Origin of the sequence: Pseudonocardia sediminis (assembly GCF_004217185.1) — a bacterium.
GTDB lineage: Bacteria > Actinomycetota > Actinomycetes > Mycobacteriales > Pseudonocardiaceae > Pseudonocardia > Pseudonocardia sediminis.
Genome location: NZ_SHKL01000001.1, coordinates 3838241 through 3863665, shown reverse-complemented (window position 1 = coordinate 3863665; position 25425 = coordinate 3838241). Strand labels below are relative to the sequence as shown.

The 25425-nt window shown below is 74.2% G+C and carries 25 protein-coding genes; 11 read left to right on the top strand and 14 right to left on the bottom strand.

Annotated elements, in window-relative coordinates; genetic code table 11:
- Nucleotides 1–2: 2 nt before the first annotated feature.
- Entirely contained in the window at nt 3–1172 is a 1170-nt protein-coding gene (locus EV383_RS17840) for a cytochrome P450 (protein WP_242623170.1), read from the bottom strand.
- Entirely contained in the window at nt 1169–1771 is a 603-nt protein-coding gene (locus tag EV383_RS17835; RefSeq protein WP_130294646.1) for a TetR/AcrR family transcriptional regulator, read from the bottom strand. The genes EV383_RS17840 and EV383_RS17835 overlap by 4 nt, the downstream gene beginning before the upstream one ends.
- Before the next feature lie 134 nt (nt 1772–1905).
- On the opposite strand from EV383_RS17835, the gene EV383_RS17830 reads away from it, so the two are divergent.
- A complete protein-coding gene (locus tag EV383_RS17830; protein ID WP_130290961.1) occupies nt 1906–2541 on the top strand; it encodes a Pr6Pr family membrane protein in 636 nt (211 codons plus the stop codon).
- 245 nt (nt 2542–2786) lie between these two features.
- Nucleotides 2787–4256, top strand: a complete 1470-nt coding sequence (locus EV383_RS17825; RefSeq protein ID WP_130290960.1) for an acetyl-CoA acetyltransferase — start codon at nt 2787–2789, stop codon at nt 4254–4256.
- 56 nt (nt 4257–4312) lie between these two features.
- Here EV383_RS17825 and EV383_RS17820 read toward each other — a convergent pair whose 3' ends face one another.
- From EV383_RS17820 to EV383_RS17810, 3 genes are read right to left on the bottom strand one after another with little or no spacing between them, the layout of a single operon-like run.
- Complete coding sequence (locus tag EV383_RS17820) at nt 4313–5542, bottom strand: CaiB/BaiF CoA transferase family protein (RefSeq protein ID WP_130290959.1); 1230 nt, start codon at nt 5540–5542, stop codon at nt 4313–4315.
- A 1-nt stretch (nt 5543) separates the two neighbouring features.
- The gene (locus EV383_RS17815; protein ID WP_130290958.1) at nt 5544–6350 is read right to left on the bottom strand and encodes an enoyl-CoA hydratase/isomerase family protein; all 807 of its coding nucleotides are present in this window, start codon (nt 6348–6350) and stop codon (nt 5544–5546) included.
- Between the two features lie 10 nt (nt 6351–6360).
- Nucleotides 6361–7980 carry an AMP-binding protein gene (locus tag EV383_RS17810; protein ID WP_130290957.1) on the bottom strand — a complete coding sequence of 540 codons (1620 nt, stop codon included), beginning with the start codon at nt 7978–7980 and terminating at the stop codon, nt 6361–6363.
- A 167-nt stretch (nt 7981–8147) separates the two neighbouring features.
- On the opposite strand from EV383_RS17810, the gene EV383_RS17805 reads away from it, so the two are divergent.
- Genes EV383_RS17805 through EV383_RS17795 form a run of 3 tightly spaced genes read left to right on the top strand, consistent with a single transcriptional unit; the run spans nt 8148 to nt 10829 of the window.
- On the top strand, nt 8148–9359 hold the full coding sequence (locus EV383_RS17805; protein WP_130290956.1) for a CaiB/BaiF CoA transferase family protein: 1212 nt from the start codon (nt 8148–8150) through the stop codon (nt 9357–9359).
- A gap of 34 nt (nt 9360–9393) precedes the next feature.
- Nucleotides 9394–10623, top strand: coding sequence for a cytochrome P450 (locus EV383_RS17800; protein WP_130290955.1), 1230 nt, complete (start codon nt 9394–9396; stop codon nt 10621–10623).
- Nucleotides 10620–10829, top strand: coding sequence for a ferredoxin (locus EV383_RS17795; protein ID WP_130290954.1), 210 nt, complete (start codon nt 10620–10622; stop codon nt 10827–10829). Before EV383_RS17800 ends, EV383_RS17795 begins: the two co-directional genes overlap by 4 nt.
- A 28-nt stretch (nt 10830–10857) precedes the next feature.
- Here the strand turns inward: EV383_RS17795 and EV383_RS17790 are convergent, their stop codons facing one another.
- From EV383_RS17790 to EV383_RS17770, 5 genes are all read right to left on the bottom strand, one after another.
- A complete protein-coding gene (locus EV383_RS17790) occupies nt 10858–11676 on the bottom strand; it encodes a GAF and ANTAR domain-containing protein (RefSeq protein ID WP_130290953.1) in 819 nt (272 codons plus the stop codon).
- 83 nt (nt 11677–11759) lie between these two features.
- On the bottom strand, nt 11760–12488 hold the full coding sequence (locus tag EV383_RS17785) for a GAF and ANTAR domain-containing protein (RefSeq protein WP_130290952.1): 729 nt from the start codon (nt 12486–12488) through the stop codon (nt 11760–11762).
- 357 nt (nt 12489–12845) lie between these two features.
- On the bottom strand, nt 12846–13433 hold the full coding sequence (locus EV383_RS17780) for an STAS domain-containing protein (RefSeq protein ID WP_130290951.1): 588 nt from the start codon (nt 13431–13433) through the stop codon (nt 12846–12848).
- Between the two features lie 252 nt (nt 13434–13685).
- Nucleotides 13686–15623 carry a GAF domain-containing protein gene (locus EV383_RS17775; RefSeq protein WP_165438387.1) on the bottom strand — a complete coding sequence of 646 codons (1938 nt, stop codon included), beginning with the start codon at nt 15621–15623 and terminating at the stop codon, nt 13686–13688.
- A 14-nt stretch (nt 15624–15637) separates the two neighbouring features.
- On the bottom strand, nt 15638–16318 hold the full coding sequence (locus EV383_RS17770) for a response regulator transcription factor (RefSeq protein WP_130290949.1): 681 nt from the start codon (nt 16316–16318) through the stop codon (nt 15638–15640).
- Nucleotides 16319–16479: 161 nt separating this feature from the next.
- Between EV383_RS17770 and EV383_RS17765 the strand changes: the two genes are divergently transcribed.
- The 4 genes from EV383_RS17765 (at nt 16480) to EV383_RS17750 (ending at nt 20190) form a co-directional block, all read left to right on the top strand.
- Nucleotides 16480–16908 carry an MmcQ/YjbR family DNA-binding protein gene (locus tag EV383_RS17765; RefSeq protein ID WP_130290948.1) on the top strand — a complete coding sequence of 143 codons (429 nt, stop codon included), beginning with the start codon at nt 16480–16482 and terminating at the stop codon, nt 16906–16908.
- Between the two features lie 32 nt (nt 16909–16940).
- Complete coding sequence (locus tag EV383_RS17760) at nt 16941–17555, top strand: DJ-1/PfpI family protein (protein WP_130290947.1); 615 nt, start codon at nt 16941–16943, stop codon at nt 17553–17555.
- Complete coding sequence (locus EV383_RS17755; protein ID WP_242623169.1) at nt 17552–18064, top strand: MarR family winged helix-turn-helix transcriptional regulator; 513 nt, start codon at nt 17552–17554, stop codon at nt 18062–18064. The genes EV383_RS17760 and EV383_RS17755 overlap by 4 nt, the downstream gene beginning before the upstream one ends.
- A 77-nt stretch (nt 18065–18141) precedes the next feature.
- Complete coding sequence (locus EV383_RS17750) at nt 18142–20190, top strand: ATP-dependent Clp protease ATP-binding subunit (RefSeq protein WP_130290946.1); 2049 nt, start codon at nt 18142–18144, stop codon at nt 20188–20190.
- A gap of 9 nt (nt 20191–20199) precedes the next feature.
- On the opposite strand, the gene EV383_RS17745 is transcribed toward EV383_RS17750, so the two are convergent.
- Genes EV383_RS17745 through EV383_RS17735 form a run of 3 tightly spaced genes read right to left on the bottom strand, consistent with a single transcriptional unit; the run spans nt 20200 to nt 22900 of the window.
- Nucleotides 20200–20979, bottom strand: a complete 780-nt coding sequence (locus EV383_RS17745) for a citryl-CoA lyase (protein WP_130290945.1) — start codon at nt 20977–20979, stop codon at nt 20200–20202.
- Nucleotides 20976–21923 carry an alpha/beta hydrolase gene (locus EV383_RS17740; protein ID WP_130290944.1) on the bottom strand — a complete coding sequence of 316 codons (948 nt, stop codon included), beginning with the start codon at nt 21921–21923 and terminating at the stop codon, nt 20976–20978. The genes EV383_RS17745 and EV383_RS17740 overlap by 4 nt, the downstream gene beginning before the upstream one ends.
- A complete protein-coding gene (locus tag EV383_RS17735; RefSeq protein WP_165438386.1) occupies nt 21923–22900 on the bottom strand; it encodes an amidohydrolase family protein in 978 nt (325 codons plus the stop codon). Before EV383_RS17735 ends, EV383_RS17740 begins: the two co-directional genes overlap by 1 nt.
- A gap of 153 nt (nt 22901–23053) precedes the next feature.
- Between EV383_RS17735 and EV383_RS17730 the strand changes: the two genes are divergently transcribed.
- Nucleotides 23054–23371 carry a hypothetical protein gene (locus EV383_RS17730; protein WP_130290942.1) on the top strand — a complete coding sequence of 106 codons (318 nt, stop codon included), beginning with the start codon at nt 23054–23056 and terminating at the stop codon, nt 23369–23371.
- A 186-nt stretch (nt 23372–23557) separates the two neighbouring features.
- Nucleotides 23558–24418, top strand: a complete 861-nt coding sequence (locus EV383_RS17725) for a hypothetical protein (RefSeq protein WP_130290941.1) — start codon at nt 23558–23560, stop codon at nt 24416–24418.
- 7 nt (nt 24419–24425) lie between these two features.
- On the opposite strand, the gene EV383_RS17720 is transcribed toward EV383_RS17725, so the two are convergent.
- Nucleotides 24426–25376: an alpha/beta fold hydrolase gene (locus EV383_RS17720; RefSeq protein WP_130290940.1), complete on the bottom strand. Its 951-nt coding sequence runs from the start codon at nt 25374–25376 to the stop codon at nt 24426–24428.
- Nucleotides 25377–25425 lie beyond the last annotated feature (49 nt).

The following is a 25425-nucleotide window of genomic DNA, read 5'->3' as shown; positions in this document are numbered from 1 at the left end:
GGTCACCGGCGGCGCGCAGGTCGGGTGCCCGGCGGGCCAGCTCGCGCAGGGCGGTGCGGCCCTCGGCCCGGGCCAGCGGCGCCCAGGCAGAAGTGGATGCCCTGGCCGAACGCCAGGTGACGCGACGGCGGGCGGGTCACATCGAGGCGGTCCGGGTCCTCGTGCGCGGACGGGTCCCGGTTCGCCGCCCCCACCAGGAGCAGGGCGACCGTGCCGCGTGCGGCGGGGACGTCGCCGATCGTGGTGTCCTCCAGCGCCTGGCGGACGGTGAGCTGGACCGGGGAGTCGTAACGCAGCAGCTCCTCCACGGCCGGCTCGGCGACGTCCGCGTCGTCGCGCAGAGCCGCGAGCTGCTCCGGGTTGCGCAGCAGGGCCAGGGTGCCGTTGCCGATCAGGTTGACCGTCGTCTCGTGGCCCGCGGTGAGCAACAGGATGCAGGTCACCAGCAGCTCGTTCTCGGTGAGCGTGTCCCCGGCGTCGGAGACCCCGACCAGGGCGGAGAGCAGGTCGTCCCCGGGATCCGCGCGGCGCCGGGCGGCGAGATCGCGGAAGTACTCGCTGTACTCCTCGCGGGCGGTCGAGACGGCGGCCAGGGTCTCGTCGGAGAGCAGGAACGCCGGGTCGGTGCCGCGGGCCATGGCGTGCGACCAGGCGGCGAAGCGGGCGTGGTCGGACGCCGGAACGCCGAGCATCTCGCTGATCACCCGCACCGGCAGCGGCTCGGCCAGGGCGCCGAGCAGGTCGACCTCGCCGGCGTCGAGCGCGGCGTCGAGCAGCTCGGCGGTGATCTCCTCCACGCGCGGGACCAGCCCGGCGACGGTGCGCGCGGTGAACGCCTTGGACACCAGCCGTCGCAGCCGGGTGTGGTCCGGCGGGTTCAGGCCCAGGAACGAGATGACGGGACGGCCCTGGTCGTCGAGCAGCGAGGTGTCGCCCCCGCGGGGACGGCCGCCGCCCAGCGGGCCCGGGACGTCGTCCCCGGGCTCGGCGTGGCCGAACGCCGGGTTGCGCAGCACCTCCGAGCAGGCCTCGTGCGAGCTGAGCACGAGGAACCCGGGCGCGAGCTCGGCGATCGGGGTGTTCTCCCGCCACCGGCGGTAGGCGGGGTAGGGGTCGGCGCGGTGCTCGGGGGAGAACAGCGTGGCGAGATCGGGTGCGTCGGTGGTGGTCACAGGGGCTCCTCGGATCGGGAGAGGCCGTCGAACAGCCAGGTCAGGGCGCGTCCGTACAGGTCGTCGGGGACGCTGGCGGGGTCGAGGCGGCGCTGGCGCACCAGACCGCCGAACAGGGCGAGCACCACGGTGGCGATCTCGTCGTCGCCCGCCGCCCAGCGCTCGTCGTCGCGGGCGCGCTGCTCGCCGAGCAGGGCGGACACGGCGTCGTGCGGGCCGCGCAGCTGCGCGGCGATCCGGTCGCGGACGTCGGGATTGCGCACGGCGTAGGCCCACAGCTCCGACTGCAGCAGGGTCAGGTCCTCGGAGTCGGCCACGCGGGCGAGCCGGCGGTTCAGTGCCGGCATCCGGTCGGCGTCCGCGCCGTCGGCGAGCACCTCGGCCGTGTCGGTGACGTGGTCGTTCGCCCGGTCCGCGACGAGGGCGACCAGCAGCTCCTCCTTGTTACGGAAGTTCGAGTAGAGCGCGCCGACCGAGTAGCCCGCCTCGGCGGCGATCTCGTCGACCCCGGCGCCGGCGTAGCCCTTGCGCGCGACGATCCGCTCCGCCGCGTCGAGCAGCGCGGTACGCGTCCGGGCCTTCGACTCGGCGCGGGTCATCCGGGGCACGGCCCGAGTGTGCTCCGCGAGCGATCGCTATGACAAGAGCGATCGTTATCCGAAAATCGGACGTACCGACTGTGATCGCCGGAACGATCGGGAACCCGATCACGTGCCGGGGAGTTGCACCTGACATGAACGACGTGACCGGCGCCGCCGGCAGGCCGAGGCTGCGCGGGGTCCTGCGGGTGGTGATCGTGGCCGCGGTGCTTCTGGCGCTCCTGCTGGTCGAGACGACGTCGCGGTCGGGGGTGCTGTGGCGGCTGACCACGTTCACCTACCAGGTCAACGTGCTGGCGGCGGTGTTCTACGCGTGGTCCCTGTTCTCCGCCCGGGCCGACGCGCGGCCCGGTCTGCGCGGTGCCGTGGTGCTCTACGTCGTCGTCGCGGGTCTGGTGTGGAACGTGTTCCTGACCGACCAGAGCATGGGCTACACCCCGGCGAACGTCCTGCTGCACGTCGTGATGCCGGTGCTGGCGTTGACCGACTGGCTGCTGGTGGGCCGCAGCCAGGGCGACGTCCGGTGGTGGCAGCCGATCGCCTGGCTCGCCTACCCGGTGGCCTACCTGGGGCTCGCGCTGGCCGTGCTCAACGAGGCCGGACGGCGGGCGCCGTACTACTTCCTCGACCCGGACTCGGTCGGCACGGCCGCGGTCGTCGGCAACATCGGCCTCCTCGCGCTGGGTTTCGTCGGGCTCGGGTACGTGATCACGGCACTGGGCCGGGCCTCCGTGGCGGCCCGCGCGAGAGTCCCCGAGCCGGTCGCCTGACCGGAGTCCGCATCCGGTGCGCCGGTCCGCACCCTCTGCGGCAGGTGCGCATCGACGGCAGGGGTGCGGATCCGGCCGGGGTCGGCGCCGGTGTGGCCCCGCGCCCGGCCTTGACTCCGCCGACGGCCCGGTGCCAGCCTCGATCAACACTCCGGCGCGGGAGCCCGGACCTGCAGCGGTGCAACGAGGACGGGGCAGTTGACGATCACGGTGGAGCAGCAGCCGTCGCGGTCCGGGAGCCCCGCGTGAGCGGGCCGGTCGGACCCACGACCCCGGTGCTCGTCGGGGTGGGCACGGCGTCGCAGAAGTGCGAGGACCACACCGACGCCGCGGAGCCGCTGGAGCTGATGCGCCGCGCGCTCGACACCGCCGGGCGTGACGCCGGGGCCCCGTCACGCGGGGGGCACGGGGACCTGCTGGGCCGCATCGAGCACATCGCGGTGCCGCACGGGCGGTGGGACTACGGCGACCCCGGCCGCCTGCTCGCCCCCGGGGCCACGACGGTCCTGGCCGAGGTCGGCGTCCTGCAGCAGTCGTTGATCTCCGAGTGCGCACAGAAGATCGCCGACGGCGAGATCGCGGTGGCCGCGGTCGTCGGCGGCGAGGCGGGGCACCGGATCCGTCAGGCCGCGCGGGCCGGCACCGAGGCGTCCGAGACCGCGGACGACGGCGTGCCCGACGTGCACCGCACCCCGGACGCGGAGCTGCGTCTCCCCGTGGAGGCGACGGCCGGGCTGTCGCGCGCCGTCGGCTACTACGCCGTGCTGGAGGCCGGGTTCCGGGCCCGTCACGGCCTGGGCCTCGACGAGTCCCGCGACCGGATCGCGGCGATGTACAGCCGCTTCTCCGAGGTCGCCACCGGCAACCCGGACGCCTGGCGCCCCCGCTCCGCCGCGCCCGCCGAGATCCGCGACGCCGGGCCGTCGAACCCGATGATGGCGTTCCCCTACACCCGCTCGCACACCAGCTCGTGGAGCGTCGACCAGGCCGGGGCACTGCTGCTGTGCTCGGCCGGGGTCGCCGAGGAGATCGGGGTGCCGCGCGAGAGGTGGGTCTTCCCGGTCGTCGCTGCGGAGTCCAACCACATGGTGAACGTGTGCCGCCGCGCCGATCTCGGCGACTCGCCGGGTGCCCGCGCCGTCGCCGCCGCGGTGCTCGACCACGCCGGCTCGAGCGCCGACGACCTGGACCTGGTCGACCTCTACAGCTGCTTCCCGGTGGCGGTCGAGATGTTCGCCGACGCACTGGGGGTCTCCGAGGAGCGCGCGCTGACGGTCACCGGCGGGATGCCGTGGGCGGGCGGGCCGTACAACAACTACGTCCTGCAGGCGACGTGCCGGATGGCCGAGCAGATCCGCGCCGACGGCGGGACCGGTCTGGTCAGCTGTGTGTCCGGGCTGATGACGAAGCAGGCGGCCGCGATCTGGTCGTCGGCCCCGCCGTCACGGCCGTTCGCGAGCCTCGACGTCACCGCGCAGGCCCGGGAGAGCGGAAGCGAGGTCGAGGTGGTCGACGAGTACACCGGCTCCGCCGTCGTCGCGGGGTACACGGTGCTCCACATCCCCGGCAAGCCCGACCGCGGCGTCGCCGTCCTGGACCTGCCCGACGGCCGCCGCACCATGGCCCGCTGCGAGGACCCGGACGTGACGGCCGCCATGGAGACCGAGGAGTGGTGCGGCCGCCGCGTCGACGTCGACGGCGGCGCCTTCCGCTGACCACTCGTGGAGCTGTCGTGCGGTGTCGCGGCACGAAAGCCCCACGAGTGCGGCGGTCAGGGCTGCTCGTCGGGCGGCTCCGGGCTGTGCACGATCTTCTCGGAGTGCAGCCGGTCGAGCTCGGCGTCGGAGATGCCGAGGTCGCGCAGGACGGCGTCGGTGTCGTCGCCGATCGCCGGAGGTGCGGCGGTCGGGCCGGCCCCGGCTCCGAACGTCACCGGGGTGGCGAGGGAGCTGATCGTGTCGCTCCCGCTGCCGGCGACCGGGACGTCGACGAACACCCCGGCCGCGTGCGCCTGCGGGTCGGTGAGGACGTCGGCGGCGGAGTTCACCGGCGTCCACCACACCTCGTTCTCCTCGAAGCGCTGCGCCCACTCCTCGCGTGTCCGGCTCGCGAAGATCTCGTCCAGGATCGCGACGAAGTCACCCGCGGCCTTGCGACGGCCGCGCGGGGTGGAGAACCGCTCGTCGTCGAGGCGCTCGTCGTCCAGGGCCGCACGGATGCCGGGCCAGTGCCGCTCGGCCTCGGCGCCCATCAGCCAGAACCACTCGCCGCCCTTGCCGGCGTAGGAGTTCATCAGCGGGTTCTGGGGCTTCACCCGGCTCGGCGGGGGAGCGAGCTTGCCCAGCGTGAGGCGGGTCGAGAGCTCCATGCCGATCGAGTAGGCGCCCGAGCGCAGCAGAGACGTCTCCACCAGCTGGCCCTCCCCGGTCCGCTCCCGGTAGAGCAGGGCGGCCAGGATCGCGGCGACGGTGGTGACGCCGGTGACGGTGTCACCCATGCCCCCGGCCAGGGTGGTGGGCGCATCGCCCGGAGGCGTCGAGCGGTCCGCGACGCCGCCGCGCGCGGAGAACGCGGCCACGTCGAACCCGGGGGCGTCGCGGTCGGGCCCCTCCAGGCCGTAGCCGGTGAGGCTGGCGTAGACCAGGCGCGGGAACCGGGCCAGGAGTCGCTCGTGGTCGAGCCCGACCCGCTCCAGGAACGCCGGGCGCATGTTCGTCACGAACACGTCGGCGTCGCCGATGATCTGTTCGACGAGGTCGCGGCCCTGCTCGGTGTTGACGTCGACCGACACGCTGCGTTTGCCGCGGTTGTAGAGGTCGAACGGCGGGCACCGCGTCTCCTGCGAGCCCGACAGCGCACCGAACAGGCCCCGCATCGGGTCGCCCCTCGGCGGCTCGATCTTGATCACCTCGGCGCCCCAGTCGGCGAGCACCCCGCCGGCGGCGGGCCCGGCGACCCACAGCCCCATCTCCACGACGCGGACCCCGGTCAGAATCGTCATCTCATCGCCCCCGGAAGACGGGTTCGCGCTTCTCCATGAACGCGCGGGGCCCCTCACGGGCGTCCTCGGTGCGCGCGTTGGCGACGACGCACTCGGTCTCGATCGCGAACGCCTCGTCGAGCGGACGGCCGTTGGAACGGATCATCGCCTCCTTGCTCTTGGCCAGCGCGACCGGCGCCCCGAGGCAGATCGAGCGGGCCATGCCCTCGGCCGTGGCGAGCAGGTCCTCCGGGGCGACCACCCGGTTGACCAGGCCGATCCGTAGCGCGTGCCCGGCGTCGATCGGCTCGGCGACGAGCGCGACCTCCATCGCGTCGGCCCACGAGAGCTGCCGGGTCAGCCGGGCCAGCGAGCCGCCGCCGGCGATCAGACCCCGGCGGACCTCGGTGAGCGTGAACGTCGCGTGCGTCGCGGCGACCCGGATGTCGGTCGAGAGCAGGAACTCGGTGCCCCCGGCCGCGGCCGGCCCGTTGACGGCGGCGACCACCGGTTTGAAGAACGTGTCGTTGCGCAGCAGCGCCGCGTGCAGCAGTGAGCGGCGGGCGGCGAGGCGCTCCTCCCACTCGTCGGCCGGCTCACGGGTGCGCATCATGATCGGGATCAGCGCGCCGAGGTCACCGCCGGAGCAGAACGCCTTCTCCCCGGCGCCGGTCACCAGCACGACCCGGACCTCGTCGTCGTCGGCGACCTCGTCCCAGATCGCTGCCAGCCGCACGACCATCTCCGGGGTCAGCGCGTTGCGCTTCTCCGGGCGGTTCAGGGTGACGCGGGCGATACCGTCGCCCTTCTCGAACAGGATCGGGGTCATCGGCCGCTCCTCAGCGCTCGGGGATGGTCGCGGGCGCGGCGAGCCACGCCTCGATCCGGGTCCTGGCCGCAACGTAGTCGGCCTTGCCGTTGGGGCCCCGGCCGACGTCGTCGACCACCAGCACGTGCCGGGGTGCCTTGTATCCGGCCAGGCGGCTGCGCACGTGCTCCACCAGCACGCCGGTGTCGACGTCGTCGCGGGTCTGCACCAGTGCGGCCACCGCCGAGCCGAAACGCTCGTCCGGTACACCGACCACCAGGGCGTCGACGACGTCCGGGTGGGACTTCAGGGCCTCCTCGACCTCCTCCGGGAACACCTTCTCGCCACCGGTGTTGATGCTGGTCGAACCGCGGCCGAGCAGGGTCACCGACCCGTCGGCCTCGACGGTGGCGAAGTCTCCGGGCACCGAGCACCGCACGCCGTCGATCACCGGGAAGGTGGCGGCGGTCTTGACCGGGTCCTTGTGGTAGCCCAGCGGCAGGATGCCGCGCACCGCGACCCGCCCGACCTGCCCGGACCCCGGCACCACCGGCACGTCGTTCTCGTCGATCACGAAGGAGTTCTCGCCGAGCCGGAACCGGGACGCCGACGCGCGCTTGCGCGCCGAGACGACCGAGCGCCCCATCCCGCTGGCCTCGCTGCTGGAGAGCATGTCGACCAGCAGCGCGTCGGGCGCGTACTCCAGCAGGGCGTCCTTGTTCGCCGGCGACCACATCATCCCCGACGACGACACCGCGGTCAGGCTCGTCAGGTCCCAGCGCCCGGGGTGCTCCCGCAGCGTGTCGAGGATCGGCCGGCAGAACGCGTCGCCGACGATGCACAGCGCCGAGACCCGCTCTCCGGTGATCAGGTCCAGTAGCTCGGGGACGTCCAGGCGCCGTGAGGTCGCGGTGACGACGGTGCCGCCGCGGGACAGCACCGTCCCGGCGAAGACGAACCCGGTGCCGTGCATCAGGGGCGACCCGGGCAGCCCGACCGGACGGTTCTGCGACGCCGTGATCCGCGAACGGACGTGCGCCAGGTCGGCGGTGTCGGGGTCGCGGGCGACGTCGGAGACGCGGTACATGTCGTGCTGGCGCCACATCACGCCCTTGGGACGCCCGGTCGTCCCGCCGGTGTAGATCAGGAGCAGGTCGTCGCCGGAACGGCCCCACGGGGCACGGACGCGCCCGCCCGCCGAGGCCGCCGCCTGCTCGTAGGGCACGGCCCAGTCCGGGCACGGTGTCGTCGCGTCGTCGGCGTGCAGCCACAGCCGCACCCCCGGGAGCCGGTCGCGGACCTGCGCGACGGTGTCGGTCAGCGCCCCGTGGAACACGACGGCGCTCGCGTCCGCGTCGTCCCAGAGGTAGGTGAGCTCGTCGGGGCCGTAGCGGTAGTTCGTGTTCACCGGGACCAGCCCGGCCTTGAACGCACCGAACGCCGACTCGAGGTACTCGGTGCCGTTGTAGAGGGCGAGCGCGACGGAGTCCTGACGGCTCAGCCCGGCGTCGAGGAGGGTCGCGGCGACCCCGTCGGCACGCCGGTCGAAGACCGACCAGGTGTCGCGCCGGTCGCCGTGGACCTGGGCGGTCCCGCCGGGCACGGCGTCCGCGGCCGCCTCCCAGACGTCGGCGAAGGTCCACTCGGTCACGCGGCCGCCGCCTTCCCCGTTCGCCCACCACCGGCCGTTCGAGCCTAGGTACCGCCGGAGACGAAGACCAACTAGCGGAACCGACAGTCGCGGTCGCCCGATCACACCGTGTGTACTGGATCACAGACGGTGCACCGGAGCGGGCGTGCCGGGAAGGGGACGCCTCGATGAGTTTCCTGCCGCTGCGCGGTGTCCGGATCGTCGACTTCTGCGCGAACATCGCAGGCCCGTTCGGCTCGATGATCCTGGCGCAGCTCGGGGCCGACGTGATCAAGGTCGAACCGCCGGCCGGTGACGACTCGCGGCACTACGCCTCGCAGGCCGCCGGGGTCAGCGTCGTGCACCGCTACGTCGGCGCGGGCAAGCGCGGCGTCGTGATCGACCTGAAGTCGCCCGACGGCGTCGAGGTCGCGCTGGCGATCATCGCGCGGTCCGACGTGGTGCTGCAGAGCATGCGCCCCGGGGTGGCCGACCGGCTCGGCATCGGGCGCGAGGCGGCGCTGGCACAGAACCCCGACGTCCTCTACTACGACGTCAACGCGTTCGGCACCGGCCCGGTGGGGCGCGGCCGCCCCGGTTACGACCCGCTGGTCCAGGCGTTCAGCGGGATCATGGAGATGACCGGGCACGACGACGCGCCGCCCACCCGCTGCGCGCCGTCGGTCGTCGACCTCGGCACCGGGCAGTGGGTCGCGATGGGCGTCCTCGGCGCGCTGCTGGCGCGTGCGAAGGGCCAGGACGTCGGGACCCTGGAGACCTCGCTCGTCGACACCGCGTTCTCCCTCGTCGCCTACCAGGCCACCAGCGCACGCGTGACCGGGCAGCGGCCCCGCCGCGCGGGCTCCGGCAACCCGATCGCCGCGCCGTACCAGTGCTACGAGGCCGCCGACGGCTACCTGCTGCTGGCCGCGCCGAGCCAGAAGCTGTGGGAGGCCGCGGCCCGCGCGCTCGGCGCTCCCGGGCTGATCGACGAGGAGCGCTTCGCGACCGTCGCCGACCGGACCCGGAACAAGGACGCGCTCGAGATCACGATCACCGCGATCACGCTGCGCGAGCCCACCGAGACCTGGATCGAGCGCCTGAGTGCCGCGGGCGTTCCGGCGGGGAAGGTGTTCGGCCTGGAGGAGGCCGTGCAGACCGACATCGCCGCCGAGCGCGGCACGTTCGTCGACTCCGACGACGTCCCGCTCGTCCGCCTGCCCTGGCTCGCCGACGGGGAGCCGCTGGCATGGCAGCGACCCGCCCCGCGCCTGGGCGAGCACACCACCGAGGTGCTCGCCGAGCTCGGCTACGACGCCGAGCGCCGCGACGAGCTGCTCGCCTCCGGTGCCGTGGCGGGCGACCCCGCCCAGAGCGGCACCGCCGCCACACGCATCTAGAACGCACGCCCCACCACACCCACGAGGAGATGCCATGACCGTGTCCGGAGAGATCGGTGGACGGAACCACTTCACCGACTTCGACCTCGACTCGACCGAGTTCTCGCAGAACTTCGACGAGGTCGTCTCGGCCGTGCACCAGGGATGCCCGGTCGCGCGCAGCGAGGCGCAGGGAGGCTACTGGGTGGTGAGCGGGTTCGACGACGTCCGCGCCATCGGGCAGGACTGGCAGACCTGGACCAACACCAACGGCTACGAGCCCACCCGCAGCGGCACCGACGACGCGCGGCTCTACCCGTTGGAGATCGACCCGCCGTACCAGACCCGGTGGCGCTCGCACCTGGGCGAGTTCTTCAGCCCGCGCGCTATCCGCGGCAACAAGGAGAGCATCCGGGCCAACGCCAACGAGCTGATCGACCAGTTCATCGACCACGGCAGCTGCGATTGGGTGGACGCCTTCGCCGCGCACCTCCCGGGCCGGGTGTTCTTCTCGACGATGCTGGGGGTGCCGCTGGAGGATCTGCCCTACCTGCAGGCCGCCGCCGACCAGGCGGTGCGTGGCCCGGTGGCCGAGCGTGGCGACGGCTGGAACAAGGTCGGCGCCTACCTCGACGGCTACCTCAAGCAGCGGCAGAACGAGCCGGAGCGCGGTGACTTCGTCGACGCCGTCCTCAAGGGTGTCGAGACCGACGACGGCGAGCCGGCGCCGTGGAACCACAAGATCTTCATCATGGTCGACATGCTGGCCGGTGGCCTGGCCACCACGACGTTCCTGCTCTCGGGCATCGCGCACTTCCTGGCCACGCACCCCGAGGACGCGAAGCGCCTCGCCGACGACCCGTCGCTGCGCCCGGGCGCGGTGGAGGAGGTCATCCGGGTCTACGCCTCGATCCTGTCGCTGGGACGGACCGCGACCAAGGACACCGAGGTCGCCGGCCAGACGATCAAGAAGGGGGAGATGGTCATGCTGTCCTACGCCGCGGCCGCCCGCGACCCCCGCCACTTCTCCGACCCGCACGAGATCGACATCACCCGCAAGATCCCGACCAACATCGCGTTCGGCTACGGCCCGCACCGCTGCATCGGCTCGCACCTGGCCCGCCTGCAGGCGCTGACGGCGATGGAGGAGATGCTGCGCCGTCTGCCCGACCTGCACATGGCCTCCGGTCAGGAGCCCCTGTTCAGCCACAGCACCGTCACCCGCGACATGGAGACGCTGCCGGTCGAGTTCACCCCGGGTGCGAAGGAGGGCTCGGGCGCGTGAGGTACTTCGTCGACCCGGCGCTGTGCGCGGCGCACGGGCAGTGCGCCGCGGTCGCGCCGGACGTCTACGACCTCGACGACGAGGGGTACAACGCCCTCGTCGGCAAGCACGTCGACGTCCCACCGGAGCTGGAGGCCTCCGCCCGCGCCGGTGCCGTCGCCTGCCCGGAGTCGGCGATCTTCGTCGACGAGGACGGGTCCGTCTGAGAGCGCCGGCCCGTCGTCGCGCGACCGCTCAGCGGCGGACGCAGGACGACGGGTCGGCGCGGGCGTTCTGCCGGCCGACAGCCTCCGGGGAGACGGACTCCGGTGCGATGTCGCCCGTGGCCTCCGGTGCGATGTCGCCCGTGGCGAGCTCCCCGGCGACGACCTGACGGGCCACCTCGCTCAGGCGCAGGTTGTTGTTCCGCGAGTACCGGCGCAGCCGCTCGAACGCCACGTCCATGCCCGCGTCGAGCTGCTGGGAGAGCACCCCCTTGGCCTGCTCGATGACCACCCGGCTGTCGAGCGCGGTCTGGAGCTGCTCGGTGACCACCTCGCCGCGGCGGATGGCCCGCTCGGACAGGATGCCGATCGTGGCCACGTCGGCGAGGGCCTGCCCGAGGGCGAGGTCGCGTTCGGGCAGGGGCCCGGGGCTGCGGTGGAACAGGTTCAGCGCGCCGATGGCCTGACCCCGCAGCCGCAGGGGGATCGCGTGCACCGATCCGGCGAACCCCGCCCGGGTGAGGACGTCGACGACGCGCGGCCACCGGTCGGCGGCCTGCCCGATGTCCGGGACGCTGATCGCGGTGGCGGTGCTGAAGCTGTCCAGGCAGGGGCCCTGGTCGGCCTGCACCTGCAGCAGCTCCATCGCCTGGGCGGCCTCGCTGGACGCCGCGACGGCCCGGAGCTGGCCCCGGGCGTCGCCCAGGACGATGCCGGCGGACTCGGCGGCCAGCAGCGACACGCAGTGGGCCACGAGCTGGTCCAGCAGATCGATGATGTCGTAGTCGTCGACCAGGCTGTCGGCGAGGGTGACGAACGCCTGGTTCACCTGGTGCTCTCGCTCGGGCACGGTGATCTCCTCCTTCGGTGGACCCGCCGGTGCGGGCCGTTCCTGGGTCGTGTCGTGTGGGTGGTGTCGCTGCGCGGACCGCGTCAGCTCATGTCGTCGGTGAAGGCCAGTCGTCGGTCGATGACGTCGCGGGCGACGTCGCCCATCAGCCGGTCGTGGGCGAAGGCGTAGCCGCGCAGACGGGCCAGCGCGTCGACGGCGCTGATCCCGAGCTGGGCGAGCACGACACCGGTCGCCTGGTGGACCTCGGTGCGGGACCCGGCGGGTGTGTCGAGCCACTGCGGTGCCGGGCCACCGGCGGGGGGCCGCGGTGCGCCGTGCATGCCGAGCATCAGCTCGGTCGCGGTCTCGGTGGCGTCGAGCGCGTCGCGCTGCTGCTGGGGGCTCAGGGCGCCCGCACGGTTGCGGTGCAGGTCGATGACACCGAGGTTGATCACTCCGCACTGCAGGGGCAGCGCGAACAGGGCGGTCACGGTGGTCCGTTCGGCGACCGCCGCGGCGAACAACGGCCACCGCGCCGCCTCGGTGGCCTCCCGCAGGTCGGGGACCAGCACCGGCCGGCCGGTCGCGGCGGCCTCCATGCAGACCCCTTCGTTGAGGGAGAACTGCAGCTCCTCGAGGCGTTCGGCGACCGGTCCGCTCGCACACAGGGTGCGCCGCGCCGTGCTGCCGCTGAGCACCGACAACGCGGCGCCGTCGATGTCGAGACCGTCGATGCAGGCCGCGCAGATTTGACCGGCCCAGGTCGAGCTGTCGGTCCCGTTGCCGGGGATCGCCAGCAGCGACCGGGTCACCGCGCCGGGTTCAGTCATGACGACGGTCCCGGTGCTGCGGGGACGCGCCGGCGGCGGCGTGCCGTGACGTCATGGGAACCCCCGTGGTGCGGAACGGGCTCGACGAAGCCCGGCACGCGACAGGGGTCCGGATCGCGTGGCAACTCAGCGTAGCCGATCGTGAGCCGGGTCAGGGGGGTGGCGGGTGATCATCGACGGGCGGTCGGAACCGGGACGGGTGCCGCCACCGGGCGCGGTGCGGAGCCGGGTCGAACGGGGTCCGCCGGTGGCCGTCGTGCCGCGGGCCGTCCGGATCGGACGGGTCCGGAGCTGCTGCGGACGGATCCGCCCCGGCCTCCCCGGTCACCGGCGACGCCCGCGGCGCGGCGCCGGCCGTCACGAGGTCGCGCTCGTCCGGCTCGGGCCGCCCGACAGTGCGGAGAGGACGGCATCGGCCGAAGGGGCGAGCCGGATCAGCCGATCGGTCGCGAGCCGGTCGAGCAGCTTGCGCCCGGTCCCGCCGGCCGACGCCGACGGCCGCGTGAGATGGAGCTGGGTGCCGCGCCCGGTCGCCTCCCGGTGCAGGCCGAGCAGCACGCGCACCCCGCCGTGGGTCAGGGTCGCGGTCCCGGTCAGGTCGACGACGATGTGCACGGCCCGGCCGAACAGCGCGGTCACCTTCTCCGACAGCACTGCCGCGGTCGACTCCTCGAGGGTCCCCGAGATCTGCGCGACGGTGACCCTCGGGAGGGGGGTGTGCAGCCGGACCGCCAGGGTCCTGCGCCGCGCCGGGACGGGCCTGGGTGGCGCGGCGTCGGAGTGGGGTGCCGGCTGCAGCCGGGGACCGGGCCGGACCGGGGCCACCCCGGCCGGGGGCCGGCGGAGGGCGGCCGCGGGCGCGGGCGCGGCGGCCGCGATCATGCAGTGGCACCGCTCGGCGTCGACGGTGACGTCGCCGCAGCGGTCGCAGATGTGGACGGACATGGTGGTGCTCCTGACCCGGGTACGAGGTCGGGGCGCAGCAGCGCCCCGATGAACTCGAGCGATCCCACCGGGGCGTGCGAGCACAGCGCGTGGACGCACGGGGCGTCGCTCCTGCGGTGTGCACGGTCGGCACGCATGGCTACCCGGCTCGCTCGATCGCGGGCCACCGGGGACACGGGCGGACTCGAAGGGAGATCAGCGTCTCACACGTTCGCGCGGATGGCCTGGTGGCGGAGTCGCCGTGGACCGGCCTCAGAGCGGGAACGTGGCGACGAGCCGGGTCCCGAACCCGTCGCCCGCTCGGGTCCGCACGAGCGTGCCGCCCGCGTCGTCGACGGTGCGGCACAGCGACGTCAGGCCCCGGCCCGGGACACCGTCGAGGCCCGCCCCGAGCCCGTCGTCGACGACGGTGACGACGAGCCGGTGATCGTCGGCATCGGTGCGTTCGGTCCGGACGTCGAGGCCGATCCGGCAGGGCCCGGCGTGCTTCGCGGCGTTGACGGTACCCTCGCGGACGATCTTGACCACGGCGTCGGCGACCGGGCGGGGGAGCGTGGCCAGGGCGTCGGGATCCGGTATCTCGACGCGGACGGCCACGCCGAACTCGTCCTCGACCGACTCGACCTCGAGCCGGATCCGGCGGGCCGGGGAGGCGTCGGGCTCGTTCGAGAGCCGGTGGATCACGTCCCGGATCGCCGCGTCGCCGTGCACGAGCAGATCCCGGACCTCGACGATGCGTTCCGTGGACGGGCCCTGCGGCGAGGACTCCAGGACCGTGTCGATGCCCAGCTGCGCGGCGAACAGGATCTGGGCGACGCGGTCGTGCAGGCCGTCGGCGATCCGCTCCCGCTCCCGCAGCCGGGCGATCTCGGCGAGCTGGTGCTGGTAGCGCTCGGTGGTCCAGGCCAGCGCGACGAGGCCGGCCAGGCGAACCACGACGTCGGACTCCTCGGGGGAGAACGGCTCGCCGTTGCGGCGCAGCACCGACAGCGTCGCCGCCCGGGCGCCGTCGAACGTGACCGGTGCGTGCAGTGCGGCCCAGCCCGGGTCCCCGGCCCGCCGCGGGAACGCGCCGGTGGACGTCGCGGCCAGCGCCCGGGCGTCGCGGAGCAGGCGTTCCTCGATGTCGGGCGCCGGCGGGCCGCCGCGGCGCAGGAGCGGGTCCGCGGTCAGCGGGACGAGCGCCACCGTCGACGCGCCGGTGACCTCGACGAACCGGTCGAACGCCGGGACCAGGCAGTCCTCGACCTGACGCCCGGAGGCGACCGCGACGGCGGTGGCGGTGAGGATCGCCTCCAGACGCTGCTGGGCGGCCATCCGGCCGACCGAGCGGGCGAGGTCGACGGCGACCGCGATCTGGGGGGCCACCTCCTCGACGCACGCGATGTCGGCGACGGTGAAGTCGTCCGTCTTGTTGACCAGGTGCAGCACGCCGATGCGCCGACGGGGCAGCGTCAGCGGGACCGAGAGGATGCGGTGGATGCGGAAGACCTCGGCGTAGGGCTGCAGGACGCCGGGGTCGCGGACGGCATCGTTGCTCAGATAGGGCTGGCCGGTCGCGAACACCCGGGACCCGGTGCTGAGCAGGTTCGTGACCGGTCCGGTGACCGACGCGGCGAGTGCCCCGTCACCCACCCCGAACGCCCCGGGCAGGGCGCGCAGCACCTGACGGTCGGGGTCCCAGAGCGTGATCCCCACGGCGGCTGCGCCGACCAGGGGCCGGACGACGTCGGAGACCAGCGCGGTGACGTCGTCGAGGGTCGTGGACAGCCCGTCGTCGTCGTCCCACGGCAGGACGTGCGTCCGGTCCGGGGCCCGCCGCGGCCGCCGCTGGAGGATCACACCGAGGTGCCGGGCGAACGCGCGGACGTGGGCGTGCAGCCGCTCGGGTGGTGTGACGTCGACGTCGTGCAGGACGTGCAGCGTCCCGATCCGGCGGCCGGCGTCGTCCCCCAGCGACGTCGAGCGCACCGCACGCCCGGACCGGCTCCGCCCGTTGTCCACGACCGCGTCGCCCGCGGTGGCGGGGAGGCCGGGGAGCACCTCGCCCGGGCACAGGCCGGATCCGGAGGCGCCCTCGTCGAGCACGACGCGGGGTCCGTGACCGCGCTCGTCGACGACGAGGACGGCGTCCGCCCGCAGCGCCGACAGGGCGGCGCGGGCCAGGTCGGCCAGTCCGGGGTCCGTCACGGGCGCCGTGCCGCTCATCCCGCCCGGCCGGCCTCGGGGACCGTCACGTCGGCGCCGGGGTCCTCGGCCGTGACCAGACCGGCCCGGATGGCCCGTACGACGAGGTCGGTGCGCCCGGTCGCCTCGAGCTTGACCTTGAGCTTCTGCACGTGGAAGCGCACCGTGGACTCCGAGATGACCAGGCTCTCGGCGATCGCGGCGTAGGTCAGCCCGCGGGCGAGGAGCTCGAGGACACGGGCCTGCTGCGGGGTCGGCGAGTCCGTGCGGTCGCGGGACCCGACGACCTCCTCCATCCGCCGGACGATCTGCGAGACGCTCGACGGTGCCCCGGTCCGGCCGTCGTGGGCGTCGTCGATCGCGGTGCGCAGCTCGGCCAGGCCGGCGGCCTTGGTGACGTAGGCCGAGGCACCGGCCCGCAGCGCGTCCCGGATCGCGGACTCGGTCAGGTACGAGGTCAGCACGACCACCGCGGTCCCGGGTGAGGCCTTGCGAAGCCGGCGGCACAGCTCGTGACCAGGCATGTCGGGCAGGCGCATGTCGACGACGGCCACGTCCGGCCGGGTCTCCGTGACGACGGAGATCGCTTCGTCGCCGGTGCCGACCGCCCCGACGATCTCGAACCGCTCCTCCGCCGAGAGGGCGGCGGTGAGCCCGGCGCGGACCACCTCGTGGTCGTCAGCGACGAGGAGCCGCACCCGGCCGGTCACCGTGCCCGCCCGCGTGATCGTGATGACCCCACCGTCTCGTCCCCTCCGTGACCGCGCCGTCCCGTCGGCTCAGTCTAGGCCGCGCCCAGGTGGTCGCACAGGCTGCACGGGTGGTGGGATCGGGCCCGTCGGAGCCCTACGCTGCGGCGATGGCCCGCACGCCGCGCCCCGCCGCCGTCGAGGACGTCCACGCGCTCGCCCTCGCGATGCCGCACGTGACGGTCGTGCACGGGGGGAGGGGGAACCCGGTCTACCAGGTCGGGGGGAAGTCGTTCGTCTTCTTCCGCACGCCCCGCGCCGACGCGAAGGACCCGGAGACGGGGGAGCGGTACCCGGACGTGATCGTCTTCTGGGTGGAGTCCGACGCCGACAAGACGGCTCTGGTCGAGGACGCGAGCACGCCGTTCTTCACGACACCGCACTTCGACGGGCACCCTTCGGTACTGGTGCGGGCGAGCCGGCTCGGCGAGATCGGCCGCGACGAGCTGGCCGAGGTCGTCCAGGACGCCTGGCTGGCCCAGGCCTCCTCCCGCCGGGCGTCGGCCTGGCTCGCCGAGCATCAGCTCGGGCGGTATTGACAGCATGTTGTCGGATCGGACAACATGCTGTCATGACAACGGACACGGTGCACGTCGCCCTGCACGACGGACTCGCGGACTGGGAGGTCGGCCACCTGCTGGCCGAGCTGCGCACGGGCCGGTTCACCGGCCGCCCCTTCGACATCGTGACGGTCGGGCTGTCGGACCGTCCGGTCACGACGATGGGCGGGGTGCGGATCGTGCCCGACGCCGTCGTCGACGACCTCGACCCGTCCGTCAGCGCGCTGCTGGTCCTGCCCGGCGGGGAGATCTGGGACGCCGGCGGCGGGGACGAGTTCGTCGAGGCCGCACGGCGCTTCCTCGACGCCGGGGTGCCGGTCGCGGCGATCTGCGGAGCGACCGCCGGGCTCGCCCGCGGCGGCCTGCTGGACACCCGCCCGCACACCAGCGCGGCGGCGGAGTACCTCGCCGCGACCGGGTACGCCGGGGGCGGGCACTACCGCGAGGAGCGGGCCGTGATCGGCGGCGATGTCGTCACCGCGGGGCCGCAGTCGCCGGTCCAGTTCTCCCGGGCCGTGCTGGAGCGCCTCGGCCTGGCCTCGCCCGAGGTCCGCCAGGCCTACGAGGCGGTGTTCCACGGCGGCGACGGCTCCGCGTTCGGTGTCCTGATGGGCGCGCACGCGTGACGACGACGGGTGCCGAGGAGACCCCGGCCCGCGAGGACTGGCCGGAGCCGCCGCCGATCTCCGACGCCGGCCGGCTGCTGACCGACGTCATCCTCACGACGTTCCGGCTGAACGGGCGCCTGATGGAGGTCGCGCAGGAGCGGGCGGCCGAGGGCGGGCTGACGGCGGCGTGGTGGCAGGTTCTCGGTGGCGTCCTCGACGAGCCGCGCAGCGTCGCGGAGATCGGGCGCCGGATGGGGATGACGCGCCAGGGCGTCCAGCGTGTCGCCGACCTGCTGGTGGAGCGCGGTCTCGCCGAGTACCTCCCGAACCCGGCCCACCGCCGGGCCAAGCTCCTGGGCTGCACGGAGGCGGGCTACTGGGCGATCCGGAGGATCACGATGGTGCAGGTGCCGTGGGCGGACCGGGTGGGTGCCGAGGTGGGTGCCGACGAGCTGGGTGCGGCACTGGCGACGATGCGACGGCTGGTCGACGTCCTGGAGGCCGATCCGGAGGCGTCGCGGAGGTAGCCGCGGCACGGACGTCCGCCGACGGGCATCCTCGTGGGAGGCGGTCGCGCCGCGCGCCGCCGAAGGGGGCTCCGTCCATGCCGCAAGACCCGTTCCGCGACGCGTTCGGTCCGCTGGAGCCGCTGCTCGGGCGGTTGTTCGAGAGCCTGGGGGACCTGGACGGGACCTTCGGCGGCTCGAGCGACGACACCGACCGGCGCCCGCCCGGTACCCGCGGCACCCGCGGGCTGGACCGGTTCGGCCGCGACCTCACCGCCGACGCCGCGGCCGGACGCCTGGACCCGGTCATCGGCCGTGACGAGGAGATCGACGCGGCGCTGGAGGTCCTGGGCCGGCGGGCCAAGAACAACCCGGTCCTGATCGGGGACCCGGGCGTCGGCAAGACCGCGATCGCCGAGGGCATCGCCGCACGGGTGGCGACCGGGGACGTCCCCGCGGTGCTGCGCGGGGTGCGGGTGATCGCGCTGGACCTGGCCGGGATGGTCGCCGGCACGAAGTACCGCGGCGAGTTCGAGGAGAGACTCACCGCCGTCATCGACGAGGTCGTGGCCTCCGAGGGGCGGATCGTCGTGTTCGTCGACGAGCTGCACCTGGTCGTCGGCGCCGGCGGCGGGGCCGACGGGGGAGCGATGGACGCCGGCTCCATCCTCAAGCCCGCGCTCGCCCGGGGTGCGCTGCGGCTGGTCGGGGCGACCACGACCGGGGACTACCGCCGCTACATCGAGAAGGACCCGGCGCTGGAGCGGCGGTTCGAGCCGGTCGTGGTCCCGGAGCCGACCGAGCCGCAGACCGTCGCCATCCTGCGCGGCCTGCGCAGCCGCTACGAGAGCTACCACGGCGTGACCCTGACCGACGGCGCGCTCGACGCCGCCGTCGCGCTGTCCGCCCGCTACGTCCCGGACCGCTTCCTGCCGGACAAGGCCATCGACCTCGTCGACCGGGCCGCGGCCCGCGCCGGGATGCGCACCGCGAGCGGCGACGCGGCGGCCGGGGCGACCGCGCGCGAGGTCGAGGAGCTGCGCCGCGCACGCGAGGTCGCCGTCGACTCCGAGGACTTCGAGCGGGCCTCGATGCTCACCCGGGAGCTCGACCGGCTCACCGCCGGCACGGCGACCCCGGGCGGCCGCCCGGAGATCACCGCCGAGGATGTCGCGGAGATCGTCTCCCGTCGCACCGGCATCCCGGTCGCGCGCCTGGGCACCGACGAGCGCGACCGGCTCCTGGCGTTGGAGGAGCACCTGCACCGCCGCGTCGTCGGGCAGGACGAGGCGGTCGAGGCCGTCGCCGACGCCGTCCGCGCCGGGCGGGCGGGTCTGGGGCACCCCGGACGTCCGGTCGGGTCGTTCCTGTTCCTGGGCCCGAGCGGGGTCGGCAAGACCGAGCTGGCCCGCGCCCTGGCCGAGGCCCTGTTCGACTCCCCGGACCGCCTCGTCCGCCTGGACATGAGCGAGTACACCGACCGCTCGTCGGTGACCCGCCTGATCGGCGCCCCGCCCGGCTACATCGGCCACGACGACGCCGGGCAGCTCACCGAGGCCGTCCGCCGGACCCCCTACTGCGTGCTGCTGCTCGACGAGATCGAGAAGGCGCACACCGAGGTCACCTCGACGTTGCTGCAGGTCCTCGACGTCGGGCGGCTGACCGACGCGCGCGGCCGCGTCGTCGACTTCCGGCACACCATCGTGATCATGACCAGCAACCTCGGGTCGGAGCAGCTGCTCGCCGCGGCCGCGTCCGGTGCGTCGCTGGAGGACGTCCGGGAGCCGCTGATGGCGCTGGCGCGCAGCCACTTCCGCCCCGAGTTCCTGAACCGGATCGACGAGGTCGCGCTGTTCGCGCCGCTCTCGGCGCCGCAGCTGCGCCGGATCACCGCGATGCTGCTCGACGAGACCGGCGAACGCCTGCGCGCCCAGGGCGTCACGCTCACCGCCGACGACGACGCGATCGACCTCCTCGCGCAGCGCGGACACCGCCCCGAGCACGGCGCCCGCCCGCTGCGCCGCACGATCGGTCGCGAGGTCGAGCGGCGGCTGTCGCGGCTGCTGCTCGCCGGTGACCTGCGGCCGGGGCAGCGGGTGCGCCTGACCGTCGCCGGGGAGGACCTGGACGTGCGCGTGGAGGGGTGAGTCCGTGGGTCAGGGGCGCAGGTGCGCGGTGGCCTCGTCCTCGGCACGCTGCCAGAGCTCGATCGCCATCGGGTTCTCCGACTCCTCCAGGATGTGCCCGACGAGCCCGATCGCCCGCGCCATCACGCCCAGGCCCCGGACCGTCCGCACGGGCAGGCCGAGCTCACAGCACAGCGCGCCGATCGCGCCGGTGGCGTTGACCGGGAGCTCGCGGCCGAACGAGCGGCTCGCCTCCGCCCCGACGAGGTTCATCAGCTCCACGTAGCGCCCGGACAGGCCCTCCTCGGCGGCGATCTCGAACAGCCGCGGTGTGCGCGGGTCGATCGGCTTGTGCACCGGGTGCCCGACGCCCGGGACGAGCTGCTTGCGCTCCCGGAACCCTGCCACGACGTCGGCGGCGACCCGGTTCAGGTCGGCGCTGCCGTCGTCGTCGGCCAGAGCCTCGCTCAGCAGGCGCGCCGAGCCCTCGGTGGTCCCGACGAACACCGTGCCCAGCCCGCACAGCCCGGCCGCGACGGCGGCCTGCAGCGACTCCGGGGCCCCGGCGTAGGTGAGCCGGGCGGCCAGCGAGCTCGGCGTCAGCCCGTGCTCGACGAGCGTGAGCAGCAGCGCCTCGTAGACCCGGGCCTCGGACGGCGTGGGACGGCGGGCGGTGAGCTGCAGGAACGAGAACTCCGCCAGCCCCATGTGCCCCAGGATCTCGCCGGGCAGGTCCAGCCCGCGCACGGTGATCCGGTCGGAGGTGCTCCAGGCGATCTCGGAGCTGATGGGCTTCGGTTCGCGGGTCACGCGTTCTCCTTCTCCGTATGGCCGACCGGCCGGGCGGCGGCGACGGCGGTGGTGATCGCCTCGGCGATGTCGGCGACGGCGTCGCGGGCGACGTCGATGTGGTGGTGCAGCCGCACGAAGCCGTGCGTGACACCGGGGTAGCGCTTCGAGGTGACGTCGACGCCGGCCTCGCGCAGCCGCTGCGCGTAGGCCTCGCCCTCGGAGCGCAGCACGTCGTACTCGGCGGTGACGACGGCCGTCGGCGGCAGCCCGGCGAGGTCGTCGGCGCGCAGCGGGGCGACGTCCGGGTGCAGGTGGTCCTCGGCGGGTGCGTAATGGCCGAAGAACCAGGCCATGTCGCGGGCGGTCAGACCCAGGCCCTCGGCGCAGTCGCGGTAGCTCTCGGTGTCGCGGGCGCCGTCGGTGACCGGGTAGACGAGCACCTGCAGCACGGGGGAGACCCGTCCGCGCAGCCGCCGGAGGGCGACGGTGGCGAGGTTCCCGCCCGCGCTGTCCCCCGCCACGACGAGCGGCAGCGCGCCCAGCTCGGGATCGGCGCCGATCCAGGTCAGGACGTCCTCGGTGTCCTCGAGCCCGGCCGGGAACGGGTGCTCCGGGGCGAGGCGGTAGTCGGGCAGCAGGACCGCGCACCGGGAGTGGTGGGCGAGCTCGCGGCCGAGGGTGTCGTAGTCGTCGACGGTCGCGACGACCCAGCCGCCGCCGTGCAGGTAGACGACGAGCCCGGTGACGTCGCCGTGCGGGACGTGCAGGCGCGCCCCGATCGACCCGGAGCGGGTCGGCACGGTGACCTCCCTGGTCTCCGCGGTGTCGCGCCCGGGACCGATCGCCGCGCGCCCGGCCGCGACCAGGGCGCGGGCGTCGTCGGGGGTCCCGGCGGACAGCGCGGGCGCGCCGGCCTCCTTCTGCGTCGCGAGCATCGTCGCGACGAACGGGTGCAGCGCCATCAGCGGTCTCCTTCCCCCGGCCAGAACAGGCGTCGGGCGTTGTCGTGCAGCACGTTCCGCAGTTGGGGCTCCGACAGCGGCAGCCGCCGCGCCGACGCCGTCGCCCGGCCCATGTCGAGCAGCGGGTGGTCCGAGGCGAAGAGCACCTTCTCCGCCCCCGCTGTGCCGTGCCAGCCACCGGCCATGAACTCCACCAGCTCGGCCGGGTACCGCCTGGGCGCCCACGCCGAGGTGCAGAGGTAGAGGTGCGGGTGCCGCGCGGCCAGGCGCACCGACATGTCCGTCCACGGGTCGCCGATGTGGTGGGCGACGATCGTCAGGTCCGGGAACGCGAGCGCGACCTCGTCGAGGTGGGCGGGGTCGTGATGGGTGGCCGGCCACAATGGTCCGGGCATCCCGACGTGCACGAACACGGCCAGGCCCAGCTCCGAGCAGGTCGCGAACACCGGCCAGAACCACTTGTGGTTCGGCGCCATCCCCCACGGCGACGGCGTCAGGTGCACGCCGACGACGCCGTGCTCGGCGTGCGCGTCGCGGACGATCCGGACGGTCTGCATGACGTCCCAGTAGGTGCCCGGACCGAGCTCCGGCGGCACGATCGTCGCCACCGCGGCCAGGCGCCCGTCCGACGCGGCGACGAGCCGGCCGAGCTCGCGGTGCACGCCGCGGACCCCGGCCTCGGTGGCGGCGTAGTAGACCTTCGCCGGCAGCACCGCGCGGGTGGTTCCGGCGGCGTCCATGGTGTCGAGCAGCTGCGCGGCGGACAGGCGCTCCAGCGGGCGCCCGTCGTCGTCGACGTGGGCGAACGTGTGCATCACCCGGGCCAGGCGGGCGTCGCCGTGCCAGTCCACGACGTCGCCGCGCGGGTCGGACGGGTCGTCGCCGCCGAGCCAGGGGGTGTGCAGGAACGCGTCCACGACCGGACCGTCGTAGCCCTCACCCACGCGCGTGCCCGTCCCGTCCTCGTCGACTGCCACCCGGCGACCGCGGTCTCCGGCCCCGCGTCGGAAGCTAACAGAGCCCGGCGCCGGTTGGCCCGCGATCTTCGCCGTGCCGGATCCGGCGATCATGGGCTCCGGGTGTGGGGCGGGGTTCACTCGATGGGGTGACGGTGACCGTAGGCTCACGGGATGCCCACGCGCCGTCACGTCGCCCGAGCCCCGTCCGCCGCCGACTGGATCGCTCCCTGGATGCAGATGTGCGAGATCGCGGTGACGGCGCCGCTGGTGATCGGCTACCGCACGGCCCGGATCCTGACCGGCGGGTTCCCGCCCAGCGCCCGCGACCGGCGCGAGTACACGCGCATGGTGTGGGAGAAGGTCGAGGGGTTCTCCCAGGCCGCGGTGGCCGTGGCGACGACGGCACCGGGCCCGGCCGCGGTGACGAAGGCCCTGACCCCGGTGACCAAGCGCGTGCGGAGCAACGCGACCCGGCTCTCCCGCGGCTGAGCGGTCGGGGGTAGGCACGTCAGGACGGGTGCGGCACCGCCGCCCGTCCCGCGATCACGCCCCGTGACCAGTGTTGATGCGCTCCGCCGGCTGCGGTCCGGCGCCGTCGGCCCGGCCCGGTAACGGACTCGGGCCACCGCACGACGGCGGTCACATGAGCCCGCACCCGGACCACGGTTCCCGGCGATGACGACGACCCACCACCGGTGGACGGACGACGCCACCGCGACCGTGCCGATCCCGATCGTGCGGCCCGCCCGGTCCCGGCGTCCCGTCACGACGATCGCGCTCGCGGTCGTGCTCGTGCTCGTGGTGGGCGCAGCCGTGGCCGCCGGCGTGGTCCTGCTGACGCCGGCCGGCCCCGCACCGGGCCCGGCCGTGCCCGTCCCCGCCGCTGCCGCGGCACCGCCGTCGCCGGCCGCGACGGCACCGGCCGACGGCCCGGCGGAGCGGTTCGACTCCGGTGAGGCGGTGCCGGCCCCGGTCGCGGCCGGCGCCCGCGCGCTCTACTCCGCCCTGGCGACCGCCGACCTCGACACGGTCCGGACGCTCTACCGCCCGACCGGCGACAGACCGTCCTGGGGACGCGTGCGGCCGCAGCTGTCGAAGGAGACGGTCCGCCGCCCCCTGCTCACCGCCCTGCGGACCGCGCCGACGGCCGGGGAGGACGTCGCGGTCCTCTACACCTCCGGCAGCTACGCGGCCGGTTTCTCCTCCGGCGGACAGCTGGTCTTCCTCGACGCCGGGGTGGCGTCCGGGGGATCGGCACGATCGGCTCCGACGCCGGCTCCCCGGTCCGAACCCACCGGAGGCTCGACGGCCGATCCGGCCGATCCGGCCGATCCGGCCGATCCGTACGGCTGTCTCGCCGCGGAGCGTGCCGGGCTGTCGTCGGCCGAGGACCCGTGCTCGTCGCACTTCCACGACGCCACGGACCCGACGCTGATGGAGCCCGACACCCCCGCCACCCGCTGGGCGCTCTGCCACGGGGAGGCGAGCGCGGACGACCCGGACTACCTGGTCGGAGCCCGCAAGCGCTACTGCTAGTCCCCGCTCAGAGCGCGACGCCGTCCGCGGCGACCGGCTCGGGGACGGGCGTGCCCAGGATCCTGCGGCGCAGGGCGGCACGGTCGCCCGCGGCGGGCATCGTGCTCGCGACGAAGTCGCCGACCAGGGCGGCGAAGCGGTGGGGCTGCTCCGCGTGCGGGAAGTGACCGGCCTCGTCGAAGATCTCCAGCCGGCTCCCGGGCAGGCGTTCGTGTGCGGCGACCGTGTGCTCGACCGGGATCACCCGGTCCCGCCCGCCGCCGACGAACAGCACCGGCACCTCGGCCAGCAGGTGCAGGCGTTCGGCGCCGTCGAGCCGCTGGCCGGACGGTTCCAGCGCGCCCTTGACGGTCTGGACGAACGCGCTGCGGGTGCCGCGGTCGCCGAAGGACTCCCACGCGGTGTAGACGCCGTCGAGGTCGGATCCGGGGACGCTGCCGACGGCATGGGCCACGCGGTGCACGGTCCGGCGCATCCACCGCGGGGTCAGGGACGCGGCCGAGCGCAGCACCAGTTCGGTACCGGGCAGGCTCGCCGCCCGCAGGGCGAGGCTGAGGTCGTGGCCGAGACCACCGCTCGAGGCCAGGACCAGCCGCTCGGTGAACTCGGGGAACTGGTGCGCGAACTGCATCGCGACGCCGCCGCCGAACGAGTGGCCGACGACGGTGACCCGGTCGACGTCGAGGGCCACCAGCAGGTCGCGCAGCCCGGTCGCGAACCCGCCGAGGGAGTAGTCCCCGCTGTGCGGGGCGTCGCTGTGGCCGTGTCCCAGCAGGTCCGGGGCGATCACGTGTACGTGGTGGCCGAGCGGCGCGAGGACCGGGGACCAGGTCGACGAGCTGCCGGCGAGGCCGTGGATCAGCAGGACGGCGTGACGGTGGCTGCGGCCCGCCTCCCGGTAGCTCACCCGGTGCCCGTGCAGGGTGATTGCGTGCTCTGCAGGCGTCTGACCCGCCATCCGACTCCTCCGCGATCGTGGTGCGCACTACGCTGAGCGTCTCTCCGAG